The organism is Streptomyces sp. NPDC056835 (genome assembly GCF_042789485.1).
Lineage (GTDB): Bacteria > Actinomycetota > Actinomycetes > Streptomycetales > Streptomycetaceae > Streptomyces.
Genome location: NZ_JBHUBB010000020.1, coordinates 134326 through 153070, shown reverse-complemented (window position 1 = coordinate 153070; position 18745 = coordinate 134326). Strand labels below are relative to the sequence as shown.

The 18745-nt window shown below is 69.4% G+C and carries 12 protein-coding genes and 1 riboswitch; of the genes, 8 read left to right on the top strand and 4 right to left on the bottom strand.

Features of this window, described 5'->3' with window-relative positions:
* Positions 1–279: 279 nt before the first annotated feature.
* The gene (locus tag ACFRMN_RS23430) at positions 280–1047 is read left to right on the top strand and encodes an IclR family transcriptional regulator (protein ID WP_383022503.1); all 768 of its coding nucleotides are present in this window, start codon (positions 280–282) and stop codon (positions 1045–1047) included.
* Positions 1048–1148: 101 nt separating this feature from the next.
* Positions 1149–1583 carry an SsgA family sporulation/cell division regulator gene (locus ACFRMN_RS23425; RefSeq protein ID WP_030349862.1) on the top strand — a complete coding sequence of 145 codons (435 nt, stop codon included), beginning with the start codon at positions 1149–1151 and terminating at the stop codon, positions 1581–1583.
* 61 nt (positions 1584–1644) lie between these two features.
* On the opposite strand, the gene ACFRMN_RS23420 is transcribed toward ACFRMN_RS23425, so the two are convergent.
* Positions 1645–3111 carry a YibE/F family protein gene (locus ACFRMN_RS23420; RefSeq protein ID WP_383022502.1) on the bottom strand — a complete coding sequence of 489 codons (1467 nt, stop codon included), beginning with the start codon at positions 3109–3111 and terminating at the stop codon, positions 1645–1647.
* A gap of 71 nt (positions 3112–3182) precedes the next feature.
* A riboswitch (TPP riboswitch) is annotated at positions 3183–3328 on the top strand.
* On the opposite strand from ACFRMN_RS23420, the gene thiC reads away from it, so the two are divergent.
* Entirely contained in the window at positions 3321–5162 is a 1842-nt protein-coding gene (gene thiC, locus ACFRMN_RS23415) for a phosphomethylpyrimidine synthase ThiC (protein ID WP_383022501.1), read from the top strand. Its footprint overlaps the riboswitch before it by 8 nt.
* A gap of 143 nt (positions 5163–5305) precedes the next feature.
* On the opposite strand, the gene ACFRMN_RS23410 is transcribed toward thiC, so the two are convergent.
* From ACFRMN_RS23410 to ACFRMN_RS23400, 3 genes are all read right to left on the bottom strand, one after another.
* Positions 5306–6151: a hypothetical protein gene (locus tag ACFRMN_RS23410; RefSeq protein WP_383022538.1), complete on the bottom strand. Its 846-nt coding sequence runs from the start codon at positions 6149–6151 to the stop codon at positions 5306–5308.
* A gap of 147 nt (positions 6152–6298) precedes the next feature.
* A complete protein-coding gene (locus ACFRMN_RS23405) occupies positions 6299–7399 on the bottom strand; it encodes a metallophosphoesterase (RefSeq protein ID WP_383022500.1) in 1101 nt (366 codons plus the stop codon).
* A gap of 405 nt (positions 7400–7804) precedes the next feature.
* Positions 7805–8917, bottom strand: coding sequence for a LacI family DNA-binding transcriptional regulator (locus tag ACFRMN_RS23400; protein WP_249951504.1), 1113 nt, complete (start codon positions 8915–8917; stop codon positions 7805–7807).
* A 369-nt stretch (positions 8918–9286) separates the two neighbouring features.
* Here ACFRMN_RS23400 and hisC point away from each other — a divergent pair, with 369 nt between their 5' ends.
* From hisC to ACFRMN_RS23375, 5 genes are all read left to right on the top strand, one after another.
* A complete protein-coding gene (gene hisC / locus ACFRMN_RS23395) occupies positions 9287–10381 on the top strand; it encodes a histidinol-phosphate transaminase (RefSeq protein ID WP_383022499.1) in 1095 nt (364 codons plus the stop codon).
* 261 nt (positions 10382–10642) lie between these two features.
* Positions 10643–12151, top strand: a complete 1509-nt coding sequence (locus ACFRMN_RS23390; protein ID WP_383022497.1) for a cytochrome ubiquinol oxidase subunit I — start codon at positions 10643–10645, stop codon at positions 12149–12151.
* Between the two features lie 14 nt (positions 12152–12165).
* The gene (cydB, locus tag ACFRMN_RS23385) at positions 12166–13161 is read left to right on the top strand and encodes a cytochrome d ubiquinol oxidase subunit II (RefSeq protein WP_383022496.1); all 996 of its coding nucleotides are present in this window, start codon (positions 12166–12168) and stop codon (positions 13159–13161) included.
* 118 nt (positions 13162–13279) lie between these two features.
* The gene (gene cydD / locus ACFRMN_RS23380) at positions 13280–16993 is read left to right on the top strand and encodes a thiol reductant ABC exporter subunit CydD (RefSeq protein WP_383022494.1); all 3714 of its coding nucleotides are present in this window, start codon (positions 13280–13282) and stop codon (positions 16991–16993) included.
* 20 nt (positions 16994–17013) lie between these two features.
* A complete protein-coding gene (locus tag ACFRMN_RS23375) occupies positions 17014–18717 on the top strand; it encodes a GAF domain-containing protein (RefSeq protein WP_383022492.1) in 1704 nt (567 codons plus the stop codon).
* The last annotated feature ends 28 nt before the right edge of the window (positions 18718–18745 follow it).

The following is an 18745-nucleotide window of genomic DNA, read 5'->3' as shown; positions in this document are numbered from 1 at the left end:
TCGAACGGCCGTTAGCCCGCGCGAGGGAAAGGTGAAGGGCAAACCATCCCTCGCCCCGGCCTGCCCCTAGAGTGGCAAACGACTGCCGCGCCCTGGGAAAACACCATTGACGATCGCTCTGACCATTGGTTTGTGCGATTTTTCTGGGCGGGGCCTCAAGGTTCCTCGGGTCCGCCTCAAGGTTCCTTCGGTCCCTAGGTTCCCTCAGGGGTGCGGCGGGCGCGCGGGGGCGGCCCCCGCGGGCGGGCTCGTGCCCGTCAGCATGCCTGGGGGTGACCTTTGGCCACAGCTACACGTACCGCAGCCCCAACCCTGATCGGTTCGGTACAGCGAGCGCTGCGACTGCTGGAGTCGGCGGGCTCCCATCCGGACGGGGCTCCCGCGAAGCAGCTCGCACGCGAGGCCGGACTGCCCCTTCCCACCGCCTACCACCTGCTGCGCACGCTGGCGCACGAGGGCTATCTCCGCCGCGAGAAGGGCGTCTTCGTACTCGGTGACGCCGTACAGCGGCTGGCACACGGCAATGGCCCGCAGAATCGTCGCAGCAAGATCACCGAATCGCTCGGCCGATGGCGCGACGCGACCGGCGTCCCGGTGTACTTCGCGGTCTACGACGACGGTGAGATCGATCTCGTCTCCGTGGCGGACAGCCCCTCGGCCCCGGCGGTCGCCCACGGGGACATCCGTGAGACGGGGCACGCGCACGCGCTGGGGCAGTGTCTGCTCAGCCGGCTCGACGAGGAATCCCGCCGCGATCATCTGGACCGCTATCCCGTCCGCCCGCTCACGCCCTACTGCGTGCCCGACCGCCGGACGCTGCTGGAGCGCCTTGGCTCCCTGGGGCCGGCCGAGCCGGTGGTGGAGCGCCAGGAGTACCGGATCGGTACCGTCTGCGCGGCCGTACCGATCGAGGCCGGAGTCACCACGGGCGCAGTGGCCATTTCCGTACCACTCCATCAACAGGAGCGACTGCTCCCGGCGATCGAACGATTACGTAGAGAGATCGAATCGCTGGCGAGCTCTCTCGCCTTCTCTATCAGTATCTGAAAAATTACTCCTTGTGATCTGCTAGCGCGTACAGGACGATTGCGTCAAGGGGATCCACGGGATCATTCCCAGCCACTGCTTCATCTACTCCGGAGTACACGATGCGCGAGTCGGTCCAGGCCGAGGTCCTGATGAGCTTCCTCGTCTCCGAGGAGCTCTCGTTCCGAATCCCGGTGGAACTCCACTACGAGGTGAGGGATCCGTATGCCGTGCGGATGACCTTCCATCTGCCCGGCGATGCCCCCGTGACCTGGACTTTCGGCCGTGAGCTGCTGCTCGACGGAATCAACACGCCCAGTGGGGACGGCGATGTGCATATCGCGCCGACCACTCCGGAGGACCTGTCCGACGTCCATATGCGGCTCCAGGTCGGCGACGACCACGCCCTCTTCCGGGTCAGCGCGGCGCCACTGGTGGCCTTCCTCGACCGTACGGACCGGTTGGTTCCGCTCGGTCAGGAGCGCACGCTCAGTGACTTCGAGGGCAATCTGGAGGAGGCACTCGGCCGCATCCTCGCCGAGGAGAACGCCGGCTGACCCGGCTGACCCGGCGGACCTGGCGCAGACCCGGCGGACCGGCCATTCCGGCCCCGCGTGGTCACTTCTTGCGCCGGCGCCCCCTGCCGCCGAGCTTGCGGGTCACCGCGCTCTGTACCGGGACCGAGGTGGCCGACGCGGAACCCGGTTCAGGCGATGACCCCGAGCCGGGCGCGGAAGCCGGGCCGGGCGCTGAACCTGGTCCGGGCGCGGAAGCCGGGCCGGGGCCCGGTCCCATAGGCGCCGGGTACGGTGCCGCGGCGGGCATCTCCGGAGTCTGCCGGTCGGCGGAGACCACCAGCGCCGCCAGCGCCGTCGTGACCGGCACCGACGCGACCAGACCGATCGAGCCCACCAGGGTCCGGACGATCTCCTCCGCCACCAGCTCGCTGTTCGCGACCGTTCCCATGCTCGACTGCGCGATCGAGAAGAGCAGCAGAAGCGGCAGCGCCGCGCCCGCGTAGGCGAGGACGAGCGTATTGACCACCGAGGCGATATGGTCCCGGCCGATCCGGATGGCCGCCCGGTAGAGCGCGCGTGGCCCCATCGACGGATCCGCCTGACGCAGCTCCCAGACCGCCGACGTCTGGGTCACCGTCACATCGTCGAGCACACCGAGCGAACCGATGATCACGCCCGCCAGGAGCAGACCGCTCATATCGATCTCGGGATACAGGCCGTGGATCAGCCCGGTGTTGTCGTCGGTGTTGCCGGTCAGGCTCGCCCAGCCGATGAAGACCGACCCCAGCAGTCCGATCAGCAGCAGCGAGATCAGCGTGCCCAGGACCGCGACCGAGGTACGCGCCGTCAGGCCGTGGCAGAGATAGAGAGCGATCAGCATGATCGCGCTGGCCCCGACGACCGCCACGATCAGCGGGTTCGATCCCTGCAGAATCGCGGGCAGGATGAAGAGCGTCAGAATCGCGAACGAGGCGATGAGCGCGACCAGCGCCATGATGCCCCGCATTCGCCCCACCACGACCACCACCAGCGCGAAGATCCCGGCCAGCAGTGTCAGCGGCAACTTACGGTCCACGTCCGTCACGGAGTACTGGAGATCCCGTGGCGCATCGGGTGCGTATGCCACCACGACACCCTGTTTCACGTGAAACTGCCGCGGTGCGTCCGGCTGGACGACCTCGACGAAGGTGCGCCCCTTCTCTTTGCCGGTCGTGACCTCGACCGTGGCCTTCTTGCACTCCCCGGTCTCCGCCTGCTGCGCCTCGCGCCCCTGGGGCTTCGTGATGTCGCCGGTCGACGGGAGCTGGGAGGCGTTGACGTCCTTGCAGTCGACCCGTTCGATCCGTACGACCTGGCCCTGTTCCGTCTGCCGGTCGAAGCCCACGCCGGTGCGCTCGTGTGCCGGGGCGCTGCCCGGCCAGAGCACGGCCAGTCCGACGGCCACAGCGGCCGCGAACGGAATCAGGACCGCCGCGATGACCTTGCGGAGGTGCTGGGAGACCGGAGCGGCCGGCCCATGGCTGTGCGAGTGGCCGTGCGCTTCGTGAGTCTGCTGGGGAGGGGTCACCGACCGATCATCGCAAGAAGGAAGAGGCCCTCTGTTCAGCACGCCGGATATGACGCTAGCGTGGAGGCAACCTTTGCACACGCGGGAGCTCGGAGCACCGGGCTGAGAGGGCGCTGACTGTGTGGTCCCGGGGGATTCTCTCCGGACACCTGCGCTGCGCCGACCGCTGAACCTGTTACCGGGTAATGCCGGCGTAGGGAGTAGGTCTCATGACCGTTCAGGACGCCCATCCGTCTGCCTCCGACTCGGGTAATCCGAGCGAGGCCGGAAAGTCCATCGGCTGGCACAAGGGATATGTCCAGGGCTCACGCCCGGACCTCCAGGTGCCGGTCCGTCAGGTGCATCTCACCAACGGCGAGGACGTGACGCTGTACGACACGTCGGGTCCGTACACCGATCCCGGCGTCGAAACCGACGTACGCCGGGGTCTCGCACCGCTGCGCGAGAACTGGATCATCGGTCGCGGTGACACCGAGGAGTACGCGGGCCGGCCGGTCCGTCCCGAGGACGACGGGCTCAAGCACACCTCACCGCGCGGGGGGCTGCTCCGGAGCGGATCGAACGATCTGCGTGGCCTCGACGCGGTCTTCCCCGGCCGGCCGCGCCAGCCCAGGCGGAGCCGGAGCGGGCAGCCGGTGACGCAGCTCGCGTATGCCCGGCGCGGTGACATCACTCCGGAGATGGAGTACGTCGCGATCCGCGAGAATGTGCCCGCGGAGGTCGTCCGCGAGGAGATCGCCGCCGGCCGGGCCGTACTGCCGGCCAATGTCAATCACCCGGAGATCGAGCCGATGATCATCGGCAAGCGGTTCCTGGTGAAGGTCAATGCCAATATCGGCAATTCCGCCGTCACCTCCTCCATCGAGGAGGAGGTGGAGAAGATGACCTGGGCGACGCGCTGGGGCGCGGACACGGTCATGGACCTCTCGACGGGCCGCAATATCCACACCACCCGGGAGTGGGTGCTGCGCAACTCCCCCGTCCCCATCGGCACCGTCCCGCTGTACCAGGCGCTCGAAAAAGTGGATGGCAAGGCCGAGGAGCTGACCTGGGACATCTACAAGGACACGGTCGTCGAGCAGGCCGAGCAGGGCGTCGACTACATGACGGTGCATGCCGGAGTGCTGCTGCGGTACGTGCCGCTGACGGCCCGTCGCAAGACGGGCATCGTCTCGCGCGGTGGTTCGATCATGGCCGCCTGGTGTCTCGCGCACCACAAGGAGTCGTTCCTGTACGAGAACTTCGAGGAGCTGTGCGAGATCCTCGCGGCCTACGATGTGACGTACTCCCTGGGTGACGGTCTGCGGCCCGGTTGCATCGCGGACGCCAACGACGAGGCGCAGTTCGCCGAGTTGCGCACGCTGGGCGAGCTGAACTCGACCGCCAAGCGGCTGGGCGTGCAGACGATGATCGAGGGCCCGGGGCATGTCCCGATGCACAAGATCAAGGAGAACATCGACCTTCAGCAGGAGATCTGCGAGGAGGCGCCGTTCTACACGCTCGGCCCGCTGACGACCGATGTGGCCCCGGCGTACGACCACATCACCTCCGGCATCGGCGCGGCGATGATCGCGTGGTGGGGGACGGCGATGCTCTGCTACGTCACGCCCAAGGAGCACCTCGGCCTGCCGGATCGCGATGATGTGAAGACCGGTGTCATCACGTACAAGATCGCGGCGCACGCGGCGGACCTCGCCAAGGGGCATCCGGGGGCGCAGGAGTGGGACGACGCGCTGTCCGACGCCCGGTTCGAGTTCCGGTGGGAGGACCAGTTCAATCTGGCCCTCGATCCGGACACGGCACGGGAGTTCCATGACGAGACCCTGCCGGCCGAACCGGCGAAGACGGCGCATTTCTGCTCGATGTGCGGCCCCAAGTTCTGCTCGATGAAGATCTCGCAGGACATCAGGCGCAGGCACGGAGGTGACATGGAGTCGGCGGGGACGGAGGAGGCCGGGATGGAGTCCGCCGAGATCGAGGCGGGCATGGCGGAGAAGTCCAAGGAGTTCGCCGCGGCGGGCAACCGGGTGTATCTGCCGCTCGCGGACTGAGCGAGCTTCTGTCACCGGGGGCGTTTGTCCCCGGGGCGTCAGTCGCCGGGCCTGTCACCGGGGCATCGTCGCCGGGCCCGTCGCCGGGATGCCCGTCATCGGGGCCGCTTCCGCGGTCGGCGGGACCGCGCACCGGCTGGAGGCTACTCCGGCCGGTGTTCCGGGCCGCCGAAGTCGGGGCTGGAGAAGTCCGGGCTGCTGAACGTCGGGCGCCGGCCGGCGGTCGAGCCCTCGTCCGGGCTGGAGAAGTCCGGGCGGCTGTAGCCGATCTTGGGCAGGTGCTTCGCCGGCTGTGCCTGGCGCGGCGCGGGCGGGGCGGCCCGGGTGCCGGCGCTCGGGTCGGCCAGCGCTGTCCGCAGGAAGGGCAGGATGCCGCGCTCCAGCAGGGCCTGGCGCCAGGCCTCCCGCGCGTGGGCCACCTCGTCGGGCAGCTCGCCGCCCCATGGTTCCTCGGCAGGAAGCTGGGTCGCGGTATTGCGCAGGGCCGTGACGAGCAGACCTATCGCGGCGACCAGGAGGCCGACGACGGTCACGGCGGCGAAGAACCACCCGACCGCGACCATGCTGCGGGCGAAGGCGGGCGGCGGGCTGAGCGCTTTGAGGAGGTAGCCGACAAGCAGGAAGATCACCGCCGCGGTGCCGCCGAGGACCGGGGCCAGCACGGTGATAACAACCGCGAGCCCCGCGCCGGCGTCCGGAGCCTCGCTCCCCGACGGGGTCGAGGCGACGTCCTGGACTGATGAGGAAGAGGGCGCGGGCGAGCGGAATTCCTCGCGGATCTTCGTGAAACGCTCGTACTCCGCGGCGGCGGACGTGGTGATCAGCGCCGTGGCGCCCAGGGCCATCGTGCGCAGTTGCTCGCTGGTGAGCCGCTGTCCCGCCGCGGAGAGTTCCGCACGGTCGTGCGCGTGGCGCAGCGCCTCGTCGAGGATCCGCTCGAAATCCGCGCGATCCTCGCTCAGCAGGTGTGGAGCGCTGTTCATGTGGATCCCCCGATGCTCCGTAGGGCCGGTTCGCCCGTGTGGGACGGGCAGTTGGCGGAAACGGAGGAGAGCCTGCTACGGATAAGGCGATGGTAGAGCTGTTGTGGCGGGGCGTGACAGGGGGTTTCGGGAAATCACCTGTCACACATCGATTCAGTTATCCAGCGGAAGCTGTACGACCAGCAGCTTTCCCGCCATGGTGACGCCGCCGTCCATCGCGATGGCAAGTCCATCGGCATATACGTGCGGCCCTTCCACTACCGGGCCCGTGTCGCCTTCGTCGTCCGAAGCGTCTTCTGTACCGACTTCGCCGAGCAGATAGGGAATGGGGCTGTGGCCGTGCACGACGCGCTGTCCGCCGTACTGGGAAAGCAGTTCGCGGACGGCCTGCGGCCCGCCGTCGTCACGGAACGCGAAGCGTTTGGTGAGCTTGCGGAACAAATCCCAGCATTCGTCGGCGTCATTGCGGGTGAGGATCTGATGGACGGTGTCGTTGACGTCCTCGATGCTGGATCCGTAGTCCAGATAAGCCGTTGTGTCGGAGTGCATCAGCAGATGCTCGTCCTCCTCGACAACCGCGTCGAGCCGGGACATCCACTGCAGATGGACATCCTGGAGGCGCTCCATATCGGTCCGCTGGCCGCCGTTGAGCAGCCAGGCCGCCTGGAAAGTAGCGGTGCCCGCACCTGAACTGACGGGCGTGTCGCCGAATCGCTTGGCGCCGATGAGTAGCAGTTCGTGATTGCCCATCAGGGCCTTGCAGTAGCCGCCGGCCGCCGCCGCCTCGGCGGAGAGCCGCATGACGAGGTCGATGACACCGATGCCGTCGGGGCCGCGGTCGGTGAAGTCGCCGAGGAACCAGAGCCGGGCGTTGCCCGCCGCCCAGTGACCGTCGGCGTCGATGAGGTCCTGCGCGGCCAGCGCGTCGACGAGTTCGTCGAGATAGCCGTGGACATCGCCGACGGCGTAGAGCGGGCCGCGGCCGTCGGGCGCCGACGGCTCCACGGAGTCGACCCGTACCTGGACGGTGTCTCCCCGGTTGATCACCGGGAGGTCGCGCTCGGTGGGGGTGTAGCCCTCCGGCGGTTCATGGTCCGGGAACGCGTTGCCGGGATGCCCGGACGGGCCGTCGGCCGGTGTGCCGGACGGTCCGGGCTCTCCGGACTGCACGGGAACCTGCGCGTACGGCGGTACGCGGAAGTCGCGCAACGTCGCCGTCCGCACCACGGGTTCCTCGCCGGCCCCCTGTGTCATCGACCCCTCCACCACCGTCGCGCCGCCGTACACCTCTCGGGCCTGCCGGGCTGGATGGGGGTGAGCCCATCGCAGGTAGGACGAGGTCCGTGGTGTCGTGCGCCCATCATAGGAACGCCGCTCCCGCTCTGTGACGCACCAGGGGGGAGAATTCGGCGGGACCTCGGGTTCAACGGCTGTTTTCACGCCGATCGCCCGAAATGCGAAAAGGTCTGGTCCTTCTTGCGGCCTCTGGGGCGGCGAGTTTCCGGCACTGTTCGACGAGTTTCCGAGGCCGTTCGGCGAGTCGCCGGGCCGCCCGACAGGTCTCCGGGACCGTACGGCGGCTCTCCGGGCCGCCCGACAGGTCTCCGGGGCCGCTCCACAGGCCCGGGGACCGTACCGTCCGTTGTCCTCGGCCCTCGGTCAGTCGCCCGCGGGGGACCGGGGCGCGCTGACCGTGGTGCGCGGGGGCCGCCGTTGGGAGGAGGTCCGGATGATCAGTTCGGTCGGTATCACCTGCTCGACCGGCCGGCCGTTGTCGATTCCCTCGATGGCGTCGATGAGGAGCTGGATGACGGCGGTGCCGATACGGCGCGGCTTGAGCGAGAGCGTGGTGATGGGCGGTTCGGTCGCCGCGTACACCGTGGACTCGCTGCAGCAGACCAGCAGCAGATCCTCGGGGACGCGCAGCCCGTACCGCCGGGCGGCGGCGAGCAGATCGGTGCCGTTGGGGTCGAAGAGCCCGTAGACGGCGTCGGGGCGGTCGGGGCGGGCCAGCAGCCGGTCGGCGGCGACGGCCCCGGCGCACGGGTCGTGGGCGGGATAGGACTCGTAGACCGGGTCCTGGCCGACGCGCTCGCACCAGTGCAGATAGGCGGTGGTGGAGAGCCGGGTGTAGGTGTCCGTGGTGGTGCCGGTGAGCAGGCCGATCCGGCGTGCCCCGGCCGCGGCGAGATGGTCGAGCAGTTCGAGTACGGCCGCCTCGTGGTCGTTGTCGACCCAGGCGGTGACGGGAAGGGTGCCCGCGGGCCGGCCGTCGGAGACGACGGGAAGGCCCTGGCGGACGAGTTCGGTGACGACCGGATCGTGGTCGGACGGGTCGATGACGACGGTGCCGTCGAGGGCGACGTTCGACCAGACGTCATGGCGGGAGGTGGCGGGGAGGATGACGAGGGCGTAGCCGCGGGCCAGCGCGGCGGAGGTCGCGGCCCTGGCCATCTCGGCGAAGTAGGCGAACTCGGTGAAGGTGAAAGGTTCATCCCCGTAAGTGGTCACGGTCAGGCCGATGAGTCCTGACTTGCCGGTACGGAGGGTTCGGGCCGCGGCGGAAGGCCGGTAGCCGAGGCGCTCTGCGACTTCTCGGACATGGCGTCGGGTGGCGTCGGGTAACCGTCCCTTGCCGTTGAGCGCGTCCGAGACAGTCGTGATGGAGACACCGGCTGCGGCGGCTACGTCCCGGATGCCCGCCCGACTTTGCCGGCTTCCCCGGCGGGTTGTGTCCGTCCGGCTCACCTGGTGTTTCCCTGCTGCTGTCATGGCGAGCCGATAGTAGGGCGCTGAGGGGCGGTGGGGCCGGTCGCATATGCACCCGGCAGCAGGCACGTTTCTGCATGATCAAAAATAATCAACGAGCTGGGAAGTCAAGGAGGTTGGTGGGGTTCGCATTGGTCTGCCATGCAAGGAGCGGCATGGACCTGTCGAAGGGCCCATGTTTCGAAGAGGTCTCAACTCACCTCTACGGGGGATGCGCGCCACGGCGCAGGCCACCGGCGCGCGCCAGGAAGGCGAGTGCGCCCCACTCCTGCGGGCTTTCCCGGTGCCCGCCATTCGCAGGGGCCGCGAATCCTCATAAGGTGAGCAGTATTGAGGATGTAAGGACCCGTGAACGGCCGAGGAGGACCTGCGGTGAGCGAGACGAGCCCCAAGCTGCGTGCCGAGCTGGACGGCATCCCCACCTACAAGCCGGGCAAGCCCGCGGCGGCCGACGGACCCGTCGCGTACAAGCTGTCCTCCAACGAGAACCCCTATCCGCCGCTGCCCGGGGTCATGGAGCAGGCGATCTCGGCCGCGGGCGTCTTCAACCGCTACCCGGACATGGCGTGCACCGGCCTGATGAATGAGCTGGCCGACCGATTCGGGGTGCCCGTCTCGCATCTGGCCACCGGCACCGGTTCTGTGGGCGTCGCCCAGCAGCTGCTTCAGGCCACCGCGGGCGTCGGTGACGAGGTCATCTACCCCTGGCGCTCCTTCGAGGCCTACCCGATCATCACGCAGATCTCGGGCGCCACGTCGATAAAGGTGCCGCTGACCGCGGGCGAGGCGCACGACCTGGACGCGATGGCCGAGGCGATCACCGACAGGACGCGGCTGATCTTCGTCTGCAACCCGAACAACCCGACCGGCACGGTGGTGCGCAGGGCCGAGCTGGAACGATTCCTGGACCGGGTGCCCGGGGATGTGCTGGTGGTGCTCGACGAGGCGTACCGCGAGTTCATCCGGGCCGCCGAGGGCGACGACGGTGCGGTTCCGGACGGGATCGACATCTATCGCGACCGGCCGAATGTGGCCGTGCTGCGTACCTTCTCCAAGGCGTACGGGCTGGCCGGCCTGCGGGTCGGCTTCGCGGTCGCCCATGAGCCGGTCGCCGCCGCGTTGCGGAAGACCGCGGTCCCGTTCGGTGTGAGCCATATCGCACAGGAGGCGGCGATCGCCTCGCTGCGCGCCGAGGACGAACTGCTGGGGCGGGTCGGCTCGCTGGTCGCCGAGCGGGAGCGGGTCTACCGGGGGCTGGTCGGGCAGGGCTGGACCGTGCCCGAGACACAGGCCAATTTCGTATGGCTGCGGCTCGGCGCGCGCACGCTGGACTTCGCCGCGGCCTGTGAGGCGGCCGGTGTGATCGTACGGCCGTTCGCCGGCGAGGGCGTACGGGTCACGATCGGCGAGAACGAGGCCAATGATCTCTTCCTGCGGACGGCCGAGGCGTTCCTCAAGGAGATGTAGGCGGGAGCCGGAGCCGGGTCTCGGAACGTGGGGCGGTCTCTTCGAGGCCGCCCTTCGGCGTTCCCCGGGGCCTCTTCGACGGCGTTCCCGCGGGCCTCTCCGCGGAGGGGACCCCCCACGCGAAGATCCGGAAAGGTGTGCGACATAATGCTTGTGAATGTGAACGCGTTCACAAGCGTGTCCCGTTTCCTGGTGTTACGTCCAGGTCAAATGGGACAGGCCGCCGCTGTGACACGGCGATGTGATGTAAGGAGAGATGACGTGGACCTCGCTCTGGCGCCGGAGACCCTGGCGCGATGGCAGTTCGGCATCACCACCGTCTACCACTTCCTCTTCGTCCCCCTGACGATCTCGCTCGCCGCGCTCACCGCCGGGCTGCAGACGGCGTGGGTGCGCACGGAAAACCCGAAGTACCTCAAGGCCACGAAGTTCTGGGGCAAGCTCTTTCTGATCAATATCGCGATGGGTGTCGTCACCGGCATCGTGCAGGAGTTCCAGTTCGGGATGAACTGGTCCGACTACTCGCGGTTCGTCGGAGACGTCTTCGGAGCCCCGCTCGCCTTCGAGGCACTGATCGCCTTCTTCTTCGAGTCCACCTTCATCGGACTGTGGATCTTCGGCTGGGACAAGCTGCCCAAGAAGATCCATCTGGCCTGTATATGGATGGTCTCGATCGGCACGATCCTCTCCGCGTACTTCATCTTGGCGGCCAACTCCTGGATGCAGCATCCGATCGGCTACCGGATCAACAAGGAAGCCGGACGGGCCGAGCTGACCGACTTCTGGGCAGTGCTCACCCAGGACACGACGCTCACGCAGTTCTTCCACACGCTCACGGCCGCCTTCCTCGTCGGCGGTGCCTTCATGGTCGGTATCGCGGCCTTCCATCTGGCCCGCAAGCGCCATATCCCCGTGATGCGGACCTCGCTGCGCCTCGGCCTGATCACCGTCATGGTGGCCGGGCTGCTCACCGCGGTCAGCGGCGACACCCTCGGCAAGGTCATGTTCAAGCAGCAGCCGATGAAGATGGCCGCTGCCGAGGCGCTCTGGGACGGCGAGGCGCCCGCGCCGTTCTCCCTGTTCGCCTACGGGGACGTCGACAAGGGGCACAACGAAGTCGCCATCGAGATCCCCGGGATGCTCTCCTTCCTCGCCAACAACGACTTCAGCTCGCACGTCCCCGGTATCAACGACATCAACAAGGCCGAGCAGGAGAAGTACGGCCCCGGCGACTACCGGCCCAACATCCCCGTCGCCTACTGGGCATTCCGCTGGATGATCGGCTTCGGCATGGCGTCCCTGGCCATCGGCACGGTCGGGCTCTGGCTGACGCGCAAGAAGTTCCTGCTGCCGCCAGCTCTGCGGACCAGCGAGGACGAAGTGCCGAATCTGGTGCTGTTCCGGAACAAGGCACTCAGCCCGAGATTCGCCAAGTGGTACTGGATCACCGCGCTCTGGACGCTGCTCTTCCCGCTGATCGCCAACTCCTGGGGCTGGATCTTCACCGAGACGGGACGCCAGCCATGGGTGGTGTACGGAGTGCTGCGCACCGCCGACGCCGTCTCCCCCGGCGTCTCCCAGGCGGAGGTGCTCACCTCGATGATCGTCTTCACCCTGCTGTACGCGGTCCTCGCGGTCATCGAGGTCAGGCTGATGGTCAAGTACGTCAAGGCCGGGCCGCCGGAGCTCACGGACGCCGACCTCAACCCGCCCACCAAGATCGGCGGCGACCACACGGACGCCGACCGGCCGATGGCCTTCTCGTACTGAGGAGTTGAGGAGCAATGGAACTCCACGACGTCTGGTTCGTCCTGATCGCCGTCCTCTGGACCGGCTACTTCTTCCTTGAGGGATTCGACTTCGGCATCGGGATCCTCACCAAGCTGCTGGCCCGTAACCGCAAGGAGCGTCGGGTCCTCATCAACACCATCGGGCCCGTCTGGGACGGCAACGAGGTGTGGCTGCTGAGCGCCGGAGGAGCCACCTTCGCCGCCTTTCCCGACTGGTACGCCACGCTCTTCTCCGGCTTCTATCTGCCGCTGCTGCTCATCCTGGTCTGTCTGATCGTGCGCGGTGTCGCCTTCGAGTACCGGGCCAAGCGGCCCGACGAGAGCTGGCAGCGCAACTGGGAGAACGCGATCTTCTGGACCTCTCTGATACCCGCGGTGCTCTGGGGCGTCGCCTTCGGCAACATCGTGCGGGGCGTGAAGATCGACGCGCAGAAGGAGTATGTCGGCACCCTCGGTGATCTGCTCAACCCGTACGCGATCCTCGGCGGGCTGGTGACCCTGGCCCTCTTCACCTTCCACGGCACGGTGTTCGCCGCGCTGAAGACGGTGGGGGACATCCGGGTCAGGGCCAGGAAGCTGGCTCTCGGTCTCGGAGTGGTCACCGCCGCGCTGGCGCTCGGCTTCCTGATCTGGACTCAGGCGGACAACGGGGACGGCAAGAGCCTGGTCGCCATGATCGTCGCCGTGGCGGCACTGGTCGCCGCCATCGGGGCCATCGCGGCGGGACGTGAGGGCTGGTCGTTCGCGCTCTCCGGCGTGACGATCGTGGCCGCGGTCGCGATGCTCTTCCTGACGCTCTTTCCGAACGTCATGCCGTCCTCGCTGAACGAGGCGTGGAGCCTGACGGTGACGAACGCCTCGTCGACCCCGTACACGCTGAAGATCATGACGTGGTGCGCGGGTATCGCCACTCCGGTCGTGCTGCTCTACCAGGGCTGGACGTACTGGGTGTTCCGTAAGCGGATCGGTACGCAGCACATAGCCGAGTGAGTAGCCGCGACGAGGAAGCCGGACCGCATGGCGGCGCCGGGGTGCAGGCAAGGCAGTGGCGGCAGAGCAGTAGCAGTAGCAGTAGCAGTAGCAGTAGCAGTAGGAGTAGGTGTTTCACGTGAAACCAATCGACCCCCGTCTGCTCCGGTATGCCCGGGCTACCCGCTTCTTCCTGGTGGCCGTGGTGGTCCTCGGGGTGGCCGGCGCGGGGCTGGTCATCGCTCAGGCGATGCTCGTCGCGGAGGTGGTGGTCGGGGCGTTCCAGCGCGGGTTCGACGGCTCCGACCTGCGTACTCCTCTGCTGCTGCTGGTAGCGGTCGCCGCCGGGCGCGCTCTGGTCTCCTGGCTGACCGAGCTCGCCGCCCACCGGGCGAGCGCCGCGGTCAAGTCCGAACTGCGCGGACGGCTGCTGGAGCGCGCCGCCGAACTGGGGCCGGGGTGGCTGAGCGGGCAGCGCATCGGTTCGCTGGTCGCGCTCGCCACCCGCGGGGTCGACGCGCTGGACGACTACTTCGCGCGCTATCTGCCGCAGCTGGGGCTCGCGGTGGTGGTGCCGGTGGCGGTTCTGGCCCGGATCGTCACGGAGGACTGGGTCTCGGCGGCCATCATTGTGGTGACCCTTCCGCTGATCCCGTTGTTCATGGTGCTCATCGGCTGGGCCACGCAGGCCCGGATGGACCGTCAGTGGCGGCTGCTGTCCCGGCTGTCGGGGCACTTCCTGGATGTGGTCGCGGGGCTGCCGACACTCAAGGTTTTCGGCCGGGCCAAGGCCCAGGCCGAGTCGATCCGTACGATCACCTCGGAGTACCGGGGGGCCACCCTGCGTACGCTGCGGATCGCCTTCCTGTCGTCGTTCGCGCTCGAACTGCTCGCGACGCTGTCGGTGGCGCTGGTCGCGGTCACCATCGGGATGCGGCTCGTCCATGGCGAACTCGATCTGTACACCGGGCTGGTGGTGCTGGTCCTCGCCCCCGAGGCCTATCTGCCCATCCGGCAGGTGGGGGCGCAGTATCACGCGGCGGCCGAGGGGCTTTCGGCGGCCGAGGAAATCTTCACGGTGCTGGAGACCGAGCCGCCGGCGGGCGGTACGGGGGAGGTGCCGGAAGCGCTGCGGCTGGAGCTGGACGAGGTGACGGTCCGCCATCAGGGCCGTACCGAGCCTTCGTTGGACGCGGCCACGCTGACGGTCGAGCCGGGGGAGACGGTCGCTCTGGTCGGCCCCAGCGGTATCGGCAAGACCACTCTGCTCAATGTGGTCCTCGGGTTCGCCGTTCCCGATGAGGGCCGGGTGCGGGTGGACGGCCGGGATCTGGCCTCCCTCGACCCGGAGCGCTGGCGCGAACGGATCGCGTGGGTGCCGCAGCGGCCGTACCTCTTCGCCGGGACGATCGCGGAGAACGTACGGCTGGCCCGGCCGGACGCGGACGACGCGGCTGTACGGGAAGCGCTCCGGGACGCGGGGGCGTACGACTTCGTGGCGGCGCTCCCGGACGGAGCGGACACCGCGCTCGGCGAGGACGGGACGGGACTCTCGGCGGGGCAGCGTCAACGGCTCGCGCTGGCCCGCGCCTTCCTCGCGGACCGGCCGCTGCTGCTGCTCGACGAGCCCACGGCGGCACTCGACGGCGAGACGGAGGCGGGCATCGTCGAGGCGGTGCGACGGCTCGCGGTGGGCCGTACGGTGCTGCTGGTCGTCCACCGGCCGGCGCTGCTCGCGGTGGCGGACCGGGTGGTGACCCTCGGGGAGCGGGCGCGGCCCCGCGCGCGTACGGCGGCATCCGCGCGGCCGGAGCTGTCCGAGCCGCCGGCGTCCATGGCGCGGCCGCTGACGCCGATGGCGTCCATGGCGTCAGTGGGGTCGGCGATCGAGGAGTCCGGGCCCGGGCTCGGCCTCGGCGACGTCCCCGCACTTCCCCCGTCCGGCGAAGAGCACGCCGTACCCGCCACCTTCGGCGCGGCCGACGGCGGAACGGACCGCGGAAACGAGAGGGGCGGCGGACGCGGCGGAGGTGGCGGAGAGCGTGGGGACGGCGGAGAGCGTGGGGACGGCGGGAGTACCGCCTCGCGGACTCCGCTCGCGCGGATGCGAGCCGCCACCGGTGCGCTCCGTGGGCGCTTCGTGCTCGCGCTGGTCCTCGGGAGCTGTGCGCTCGGCTCCGCCGTCGGGCTCATGGCGGTGTCCGGTTGGCTCATCTCCCGCGCCTCCGAGCAACCGCCCGTTCTCTATCTGATGGTCGCGGTGACGGCGACCCGCGCCTTCGGTATCGGGCGGGCCGTCTTCCGGTACGCCGAGCGGATCGTGTCGCACGACGCGGTGCTCAGGATGCTCGCCGACCTCAGGGTCTCCGTCTACCGGAGGCTGGAGCGCATCGCGCCCGCCGGGCTGCGCGAAACCAGGCGCGGCGATCTGCTGTCCCGGCTCGTCGCCGATGTGGACGAACTCCAGGACTACTGGCTGCGGTGGCTGCTCCCGGTCGGCTCCGCCCTGCTCGTCGGAGTGGGCGCGGTCGGATTCACCGCGTGGCTGCTGCCCGAGGCAGGCGCCGTACTGGCCGCGGGGCTGCTCGTCGCCGGCGTGGGCGTACCGTTTCTGAGTGGTGTCCGCGCCCGCCGGGCCGAGCGGCAACTCGCCCCGGCACGGGGACTGCTGGCCACGCGCGTCGCGGATCTGCTCAGCGGCGTCGCCGAGTTGACCGTCGCGGGCGCGCTGAAGAGCCGGACGCGCCGGACGCGGGAGGCCGACGGAACGCTGACGGCCATCGCCTCCCGCGGCGCGAGCGCCAACGCGCTCGGCGGCGGGCTCTCCACCCTGGTCTGCGGACTGACCGTCGCCGCGGCCGCGTACGTGGGGGTCGGGGCCCTGGCCGACGGACGGCTCGCGGGAGTCGAACTGGCCGTGGTCGTCCTGACCCCGCTCGCCGCGTTCGAGGCCGTCACGGGGCTGCCGCTCGCCGTGCGGTACCGGCAGCGCTCGCGGCGCGGCGCGGAGCGGGTGTGCGAGGTGCTGGACGCGCCCGTACCCGTGCGGGAGCCCGAGCGGCCGGCCGTCGCTCCCGTATCGCCGTTCCCGCTGGAGGTGCGCGGGCTGGCCGCGCGGTACCCGGGGCAGCGGCGGGACGCGCTCAGCGGCTTCGATCTGACCCTGACCGCCGGGAAACGGGTTGCCGTCGTCGGGCCTTCCGGTTCGGGCAAGACGACGCTGGCTCAGGTACTGCTGCGCTTCCTGGACCCGCGCGAGGGCGGCTGCCGGCTCGGCGGTACGGACACGGCCACGCTCGACGGGGACACCGTCCGCCGGTTCGTGGGGCTGTGCGCCCAGGACGCGCACCTCTTCGACAGCTCCGTACGGGAGAACCTCAGGCTCGCCCGTACGGACGCGACCGAGGACGAACTGCGCGACGCCCTGCGCCGGGCCCGGCTGCTCGACTGGGTCGACGCCCTGCCCGCCGGACTCGACACGCTCGTCGGCGAGCACGGCGCACGGATCTCCGGCGGCCAGCGGCAGCGGCTCGCGCTGGCCCGCGCACTTCTCGCCGACTTCCCCGTGCTCGTCCTCGACGAGCCGGCCGAACATCTGGACCTGGCGACGGCCGACGCGCTGACCACCGATCTGCTGGCGGCGACCGAGGGGCGGACGACGCTGCTCATCACCCACCGTTTGCAGGGCCTTGACACGGTTGACGAGGTGATCGTGCTCGACGGCGGTCGCCCCGTACAGCGCGGCTCCTACGCCGAACTGGCCGCTGAGGAGGGGCCGCTGCGCCGGATGCTGGAGCGCGAACGCGCCGGAGACCTCCTGGAAGCTCAGAAGTCGACTTTCCCTGTCAAATAGGACTTATTAGGCTCACGGGTATGGACGTGCCCGAACCCAAGGACCCCCTCGAAGTCGCCATCCGCGCGGCAACCAGCCTTGAGGGCCTGTCCGCCGAGACCGCCGCGCGCGTGCCGCAACTGCTGGAGGCGATGTGTTCGGTCGGCACCGGACTCGGGCAGCACTCCACGCTCGACCGGATCTGTGCGACCGCGGCCGAACTCGCCGACGCCCGGTACGCGGCGATCGGCGTGGTCGACGAGGAGGGCGAGGGCCTTTCCGACTTCGTGACTTACGGGGCCGACGAGGAGGTGGCCCGGCGGATCGGACGCAGACCGGACGGACGGAGAGGCCTCCTCGGCGCGCTGATCCGGGCCCCCGACCCGATCCGGCTCACCGATCTGACGACCGATCCGCGCGCCGCCGGTTTCCCGCCGGGCCACCCGCCGATGCGGACCTTCCTCGGTGTCCCGATCCGCGTCGGGGAGCGGACGATCGGCAACTTCTATCTGGCGGAGAAGGCGGGCGGGGGCGAGTTCGACGACAGCGATCTGCGCCTGTTGCGGGTGCTCGCCACCGAGGCCGGGGTGGCCATCGGTAACGCCCGGCTGTACGAGGCGGCCCGGCAGCGCGAACGGTGGATCGACGGCTCGGTCGCCGTCACCACCGCCCTCCTCTCCGGCGGCGACGCCGACGACGCGCTCTCCGTCGTCGCGGAGCAGGCCCGCAGACTCTCGGATTCGGCCACGGGCGCGGTGATGCTCCGCGCGCGGACCGGCGGCCTGGAGATCGTGGCCGTCTCCGCCGGCCGTCCGATGATGAGAGTGGGCTTCCGCGTCCCTGCCGACGCCCCCGCCGCCGTGGCTCTGCTGGCCGGTGAATCCGTCTTCGTGGACGACGCCGCCACCGACCCGCGCCTGGTGACCGGGCTGGCCTCCCAGTTCGGCCCCCTCATGCTGCTGCCGCTGCGTACCGACGGGCGGGTGCTCGGCGCGCTGGTGATGCCGCGCACACCGGGCGCACGCCCGTTCAGCCGACGGGAACGCACGCTGGCCAGGCAGTTCGCCGCGCAGGCGGCGCTGGCTCTGATGATGGCAGGCGCACAGCGGGACCGGGAGCGGCTGGCCGTACTGGAGGACCGCGACCGGATCGCACGTGACCTCCACGATCTGGTCATCCAGCGGCTGTTCGCCACCGGGATGACGCTGGAGACGGCCCAGCGCGGCGAGGTCGCGCCCGAGGTGCACCACGGCATCGAGAGGGCGGTCGCGGAACTGGACGTGACGATTCAGGAGATCCGGACGGCCATCTTCGCGCTCCAGCAGGGACCGGCCGAGGCGCCGCCCGGGATGCGTACCCGAGTGCTGCGGGAGATCACTATGGCGGCCGTGCCCCTGGGCTTCCAGCCCACCCATCGCTTCGTCGGCCCGGTCGACTCCGTCGGCGAACTCGCCGGGAAGAACCTGATCGCGGCGCTACGGGAGGCCCTTTCCAATGCCTTCCGGCACGCGCACGCCACCCGTATCGAAGTCGTCGTCGACTCCACGGTCCGGCTTCCCGACGGCGGACGCGCGGTCCGGCTGTCGGTCGCCGACGACGGGGTGGGGATTCCGGAGGGCGGGCGGCGCAGCGGACTGCGCAACCTCAAGCGACGGGCGGAGTCGCTGGGCGGATCGAGTACGTGCGAGCCGGGGCTCGGGGAGGGCAGGCGCGGTACGACGGTGGTGTGGGAGGTCCCGCTGTAGGGAGGTCTTGCTGTAGTGAGGTCTCGCT

What these genes read in the sequence shown, in the direction of transcription:
- ACFRMN_RS23425 (WP_030349862.1), top strand. Translation starts at nt 1,149, where the DNA reads ATGCGCGAGTCGGTCCAGGCCGAGGTCCTGATGAGCTTCCTCGTCTCC.
- thiC (WP_383022501.1), top strand. Translation starts at nt 3,321, where the DNA reads ATGACCGTTCAGGACGCCCATCCGTCTGCCTCCGACTCGGGTAATCCG.
- ACFRMN_RS23405 (WP_383022500.1), bottom strand. Translation starts at nt 7,399, where the DNA reads ATGACACAGGGGGCCGGCGAGGAACCCGTGGTGCGGACGGCGACGTTG.
- ACFRMN_RS23400 (WP_249951504.1), bottom strand. Translation starts at nt 8,917, where the DNA reads ATGACAGCAGCAGGGAAACACCAGGTGAGCCGGACGGACACAACCCGC.
- cydB (WP_383022496.1), top strand. Translation starts at nt 12,166, where the DNA reads ATGGAACTCCACGACGTCTGGTTCGTCCTGATCGCCGTCCTCTGGACC.
- ACFRMN_RS23375 (WP_383022492.1), top strand. Translation starts at nt 17,014, where the DNA reads ATGGACGTGCCCGAACCCAAGGACCCCCTCGAAGTCGCCATCCGCGCG.